This window comes from Endozoicomonas sp. YOMI1, assembly GCF_024606345.1.
In the GTDB taxonomy this organism is placed as follows: Bacteria; Pseudomonadota; Gammaproteobacteria; order Pseudomonadales; family Endozoicomonadaceae; genus Endozoicomonas.
The window spans coordinates 1-5399 of the sequence record NZ_JAHHPM010000467.1; the positions used below are offsets into that span (position 1 = coordinate 1).

Annotated in this window: 6 protein-coding genes; 3 read left to right on the forward strand and 3 right to left on the reverse strand. The window is 49.5% G+C overall.

The genetic code is table 11. The features are described from left to right. The first annotated feature begins 285 nt into the window (after positions 1–285). The 3 genes from KDK15_RS16505 (at position 286) to KDK15_RS16515 (ending at position 2997) form a co-directional block, all read left to right on the forward strand. The gene (locus tag KDK15_RS16505) at positions 286–492 is read left to right on the forward strand and encodes a hypothetical protein (RefSeq protein ID WP_257296486.1); all 207 of its coding nucleotides are present in this window, start codon (positions 286–288) and stop codon (positions 490–492) included. Then, a complete protein-coding gene (locus KDK15_RS16510) occupies positions 485–2674 on the forward strand; it encodes a tRNA(Met) cytidine acetyltransferase TmcA (protein ID WP_257296487.1) in 2190 nt (729 codons plus the stop codon). Before KDK15_RS16505 ends, KDK15_RS16510 begins: the two co-directional genes overlap by 8 nt. An 80-nt stretch (positions 2675–2754) precedes the next feature. Then, positions 2755–2997, forward strand: a complete 243-nt coding sequence (locus KDK15_RS16515) for a GrxA family glutaredoxin (protein WP_257296488.1) — start codon at positions 2755–2757, stop codon at positions 2995–2997. A 3-nt stretch (positions 2998–3000) separates the two neighbouring features. Here KDK15_RS16515 and KDK15_RS16520 read toward each other — a convergent pair whose 3' ends face one another. From KDK15_RS16520 to KDK15_RS16530, 3 genes are all read right to left on the reverse strand, one after another. After that, positions 3001–3891, reverse strand: a complete 891-nt coding sequence (locus tag KDK15_RS16520; protein ID WP_257296489.1) for a DNA replication terminus site-binding protein — start codon at positions 3889–3891, stop codon at positions 3001–3003. A 34-nt stretch (positions 3892–3925) separates the two neighbouring features. Further along, the gene (gene pdxH / locus KDK15_RS16525; RefSeq protein WP_257296490.1) at positions 3926–4573 is read right to left on the reverse strand and encodes a pyridoxamine 5'-phosphate oxidase; all 648 of its coding nucleotides are present in this window, start codon (positions 4571–4573) and stop codon (positions 3926–3928) included. A gap of 85 nt (positions 4574–4658) precedes the next feature. Beyond that, positions 4659–5216: a nucleoside 2-deoxyribosyltransferase gene (locus tag KDK15_RS16530; RefSeq protein WP_257296491.1), complete on the reverse strand. Its 558-nt coding sequence runs from the start codon at positions 5214–5216 to the stop codon at positions 4659–4661. Positions 5217–5399 lie beyond the last annotated feature (183 nt).

The following is a 5399-nucleotide window of genomic DNA, read 5'->3' on the forward strand; positions in this document are numbered from 1 at the left end:
GATTTGAACCTCCGACCCCCACAACCCCATTGTGGTGCGCTACCAGGCTGCGCTACGCTCCGACAGAGGAAAGGATAAAAAAATGTGTTTTTTTGTCCCTTCAGGCGGAGGGTATATTACCTGAAAAAACACTATTTGCAAGCCCTCGCGCTTTTCTTTTGCTTATTTCTCTGTCGAAAACAGTCTGATGCTAAACAGGCTTTTTTTCTTACTTCAGAGCATTTACTGTCTATCCGGTTGTATAGCATAAAGTGGTTTTGACTTTTTCCGATTTGGAGAGAATAAATGCGTTGGATGCGAAACTGGCTGCTGGGGAGCTCCATACTTTTTCTGACAACCCTGGCGTATGGTGCAGCGACAGAGTCACCGATATCCTCTGAGAATAAAGTTGAAGCGTTACAGGTGGTTCTGCAAACCAGTAAAGGGGATATGGTTTTGATGTTGGCGCCCGAAGAAGCCCCCATCCTGAGGCTTCCTGATATCCATGAGTAAACCGACTATTTCTACCACTTGTGAACTTGTTCGAACGCTAAAATCAGCCGCCAGGCTATCTAGTCACCGGCGTCTGCTGGTATGTGCAGGCGATGCTGACTGGTGTAAGACTCAAATGGTGGAAATGGCACATACCCTGGCAGGGGAGGCTGTTCTGCTGATTGGCGAAGATTTCCCTGAGCTTGCAGCAAATATAGAGGTTATTGCGGCAAAAAAGTGTCTGTCCCGGTTAGGCAGGGAGCATCAGAACATTATCTTTAATACCCATGCAGGCTTTGATGTCGATGCGTTTGGCGCCATCAGTGGTACGTTATGTGCGGGTGGCCTTATGGTGCTTTTAGCACCAGCGTTGGACCAATGGCAATATTTCCACGATCCTGAACATCGCCGCATGTTGGTTTATCCTCAAAAATTTGAGGATGTCTCCGGGCGGTATTTGCAGCGCCTGTCGCAAATTATTAAAGCCTCCGATCAGCTATCTCTCCTGACTCAGAGTGGGGTGGTACGGATTCAAGCGGTTAAAAATAATCCTGATAAAAAAGCACCTGGCGAAAAGGACGAGTCAGTCACTGCGCCCTGTAAAACCAGATCACAAATGCAGGCGGTTCGGAGAATACACAAGGTGTTTCGAGGACACCGTCGTCGCCCGCTGGTTCTGACTGCCGATCGAGGCCGAGGTAAAAGTGCATCTCTGGGCATCGCAGCAGCACAGCTGTTGCTGGAAGGTGTTGAGCAGATAACCATAACCGCGCCCTCAAGAATTACCGCAGATGTGTTCTTTCACCATGCCGGGAAAGTGCTGGGCGAGCATCATGCCGCTCTTTCACGCAGACTTCAGTTTATTCCTCCGGACGATCTGGTTCAGACACTGCCCGCAACCCAGTTGTTGCTGGTTGATGAGGCCGCTGCCATGCCCACACCCTTGCTGGAAAAAATGCTGACTCACTATAGTCGAATTGTCTATGCTACAACCATTCATGGTTACGAAGGCACCGGACGGGGTTTTGCCATACGCTTCAGGAAGGTGCTGGATAGCAAAGCACCTCAGTGGCACGAGCTAAGAATGGTTGAGCCGATTCGCTGGCAGCCGGAGGATCCACTGGAAGACTTTGTATTCAGGGCGCTGTTGCTCAATGCAGTGCCCGCTGTCATTGATCAGCCGGAAAGTATCCGTTCGCAGCAGTGTACTTTCAGGCAGATATCATCTGAAGAATTACTGTTTAATGAAGACTTGTTAACTCAGCTGTTTGGTTTGCTGGTATTGGCTCATTACCAGACACGTCCTGTTGACCTTCGCCACCTGCTGGATGGCGGGAATATGGAGGTTTACGGTCTTTTTGATCGACAACAACGGTTGCTTGCCGTACTCCTGGCAGCAAGGGAAGGTGGCATTGACTCGGCACTGGCCGATGATATCTGGAAGGGCAGGCGCAGGGTTCGAGGTCATTTGCTGCCACAGTCACTGAGTAATCATCTGGGCTTACCGGAAGCCATTTCACTGAAAGGGCTCCGGGTCATCAGAATAGCGGTTCACCCCGATTGTCAGAGAATAGGGCTGGGCAAAATGCTGCTGGATAAACTCCAACAGGACGCCTCAAATAAGCATGTTGATTACCTGGGCACATTGTTTGGTGCCACTGATGACCTTCTGAAGTTCTGGGGTGATTCTTCCTATGTGCCTGTGCGGGTTGGTTTGTCCAGAGACGCCGCCAGTGGTACCCATTCTGCCATGATGCTCAAGCCATTATCGCTCCCTGCCCAACGCCTGATTCATCAGGCCCATAAGAAATGCCTGGCTCAGTTGCGGTGGTTATTAATGGATGAACTCAAAGGGCTTGATGTTGAGGTGGTTGCCGCCATCCTTGCCATGATGGGACCGATAATTCGGGTCAGCGATGATTATGCTTTGTCCGGCGATAATCAGCGAGAGCTGATTTCGTTCACTGAGGGGCAGAGGCAATATGAGAATTGCATTGATGTCATCAAAAGAGTGGCCTTTCGAGTACTTGGGGCGGGTGATATAGATACTGCGGATGCAAGGCTGTTGGTCAGTCGAGTGATCCAGAATCATCCCTGGCATCAGGTGGTCGCAGCCTGCAATTTTTCCGGAGAAAAGCAGGCCCGGCAACGTCTGAGAGAGCTGATTTCTGTTAACAGCAGGCTGCATTTGTCAGCCGGTTAGCGTTATAGTGCCTTAACATTTGGTCTATGTTGATCTGAACCAACTGGGGGCTTTCCTATGAACCTGATGGAGCATAAATAATGGATCGGTTTACTGTGTTTGGTCGTCCTGGCTGTGGATTCTGTGTGCGTGCCAGGCAGCTGCTGGAGATGAAAGGTTTGCCTTTCAAATACGTTGATATCTACGAAGAAGGGATCAGTAAGGCTGACCTGTCCAAGACCGTCGGCAAGGAAGTTGAAACGGTTCCCCAGATTTTTCATGGTCAGCAGTACGTTGGCGGGTATACGGATCTGGAAGCTTATCTCAGGGAAAAAGACGCCTGAGCATTATGCATAACGGTATATCCTTGAATGGGGATTGTCGTTAATTTTAACCAGACGGGCATCGCTGCGCTGCAGTCTTTCCTGTCTGGCAGACGGGTCATAGGGACGAATCCGGTTAAACTCCGGTAACGGCTCTCCCGGCTTCAGCTGAATGAACAAGGGGAGGGGAGAGTTAATCTGTGCCGGATACTGTTTTTTCAATGCCGGGTCCGCCTGTCTGAGCACCTGAATATCTTTTGGCCAGGTAATATTGGCCCTTAGGTGGGGAGCCAGTATACGCTTGATCACCACAACTTCTTCGGCGGGCATTTTCTCCAGCAGGCAAATGTCTTCATTAACGGCGACGGAGGCTATGTATTTCTTTCTGAAATGGTCAATCGCCTCTTCGGCGGTCAGCCTGACCGTGCCACTGTGGCTTGCAGCCCAGCTGAAACCAACCCGTCTGGGGGGCTCTGGAAAGAGCTTGAGTTGTCGGTAACATTGCACAAAGTGCAGGTGTTTGACCTGGAGTCCCCCCAGTAAACCATCCCGCAAATCATCAGATGCCTGTTCAATGGCCTCAATGCTGTCGCCAAACAGCTTGCGAAAGTTGGCGATGGCGGTTTTAAACTGATCACGACAGAGGTTCAGTTCTTCACCCAGTTGTAAGGTCTGCTCAGAGACGCCTACCAATCCGGTTAAACGGGCGGTTTCCTGCTTGTTCTGCTCTTGAATATAGGTTAGTCGAGTGGCAATACCCGCTGCCAGAGCCCGTTGGTTTGTGGATTCCGTTTCCATGATCCAGATAGGTAAGCCATGGTCCGATTCAATGGCTTCCCGAAATGAGCGATTCAATTCTACCAGTTGAATAAGCGCATCCCTTACGGCGATTCGTGCTGCGGTTTCTTTACTCATAACGTGCTCATAAAATAGTTCACCTGACGGGGGTTCAGGGAGAAAGGCGGTCGATTTGCCAATCACAGCCCTTATCTGTGGATAACCGGGTGTATTGAAAGCGATCGTGAAGGCGGTTTGGGCGACCTTGCCAGAATTCAATGTTCTCCGGCACTACGCGATAGCCACCCCAGAAATCGGGCAGAGGCACTTTTCCTTCCTTGAATTTGCGTTTCATCTCTTCCAGCTTCAATTCCAGAACCTTGCGTCCGGTAATTACCGAGCTTTGTTGTGATACCCAGGCACCGAGCTGGCTGCCATGAGGTCGACTGGTAAAGTAACGCAGTGATTCAGGCGTTGATATTTTTTCTGCCTTGCCCTGGACGACAACCTGCCGTTCAAGGGCTACCCAGGGAAACATAATGGCAACGTGCGGGTTGCTGGTGATATCTCTGGCTTTATTACTGCTGTAGTTGGTGAAAAAGACAAAGCCTGACTGGTCGAAATACTTGAGTAATACCGTTCTCAGGGATGGGATACCTGATGCAGAAACGGTAGCAAGGCTCATGGCATTGGGTTCGGCAAGCTGAGCATGCTGAGCCTGCTTGAACCAGAGCTCAAACTGGTCAAAGGGGCTGGTTTTCAGGTTGTCCCGACTGAGCCCTGCCTGAGTGTACTCTTCTCTTAAATGGCTGATATCCATGGTGGCACTGTACTGTTAAATAATTTCTTACTTTAACCGCGTCACAGCATTCTTTACAGTGTTCAGCGTCTTAGAGTTTGTCTGGCTATTCCCCGGGATTTATATTTAAATTCCGGTCACTGGCTTTTATGAATTCAAGTAACCGTTGCTCAAATCCATCACCATAGTTACTAATCGTCAGGGAGTTCAGTGGATAGCCGCACACGGTGGATGATATTCGGGTGTTTTCTGAAAAACAAAAGCACTTTTTACCCAGGGTCAGAGCGGTTGCCAGTTCGAAGCCCGCACCTGTCGATGGGTAAGTCAAATCCCAGAGACAGAAGCGGGCGTTTCTCAAACTGTCCAGTCCCCAGTAGTAGCAGGCCAGCTCTTTATGCAGCTCATTTGGCTCAGACGCACGAAAAGGGTAAAGCTTATTGACCTGTTCTTCGGTGCTGAGCTTGAGAAACTTTTCAGGGATATTGGTTATGGATGCTGCTGATCGACTATGCAGCTTGTCATCCAGAACAACATCCGCATGGCATTGAAAACCATAGTTTCTAAGCAACTCACAGATATGTATCGCACGGTCAATAATTTCCCGAGCCTGAGTTTTGGACCGGCTGGTGACACTGGCACCATAAAAGACGACACAATCCTTCATCGCGGTTTCTCTGGCATAGGTTGATCGAACAACTATAGCAGCTGATAGTTTACAACCGGGTAGAATAACGATGCCGTTGATTCTGGCATCGTTAAAAATGGAGAATATGGACGCTTATTGGTCCCAGTAACTCTTGATTAAAACCGCAACGAGCGCAACATTCGTTGTTATGATCCAAGGCTC

Bases quoted from the DNA above. Each gene is read 5' to 3' on its own strand.
- KDK15_RS16510 (WP_257296487.1), top strand. From the start codon at position 485: ATGAGTAAACCGACTATTTCTACCACTTGTGAACTTGTTCGAACGCTA.
- KDK15_RS16530 (WP_257296491.1), bottom strand. From the start codon at position 5,216: ATGAAGGATTGTGTCGTCTTTTATGGTGCCAGTGTCACCAGCCGGTCC.
- KDK15_RS16520 (WP_257296489.1), bottom strand. From the start codon at position 3,891: ATGAGTAAAGAAACCGCAGCACGAATCGCCGTAAGGGATGCGCTTATT.
- KDK15_RS16505 (WP_257296486.1), top strand. From the start codon at position 286: ATGCGTTGGATGCGAAACTGGCTGCTGGGGAGCTCCATACTTTTTCTG.
- pdxH (WP_257296490.1), bottom strand. From the start codon at position 4,573: ATGGATATCAGCCATTTAAGAGAAGAGTACACTCAGGCAGGGCTCAGT.
- KDK15_RS16515 (WP_257296488.1), top strand. From the start codon at position 2,755: ATGGATCGGTTTACTGTGTTTGGTCGTCCTGGCTGTGGATTCTGTGTG.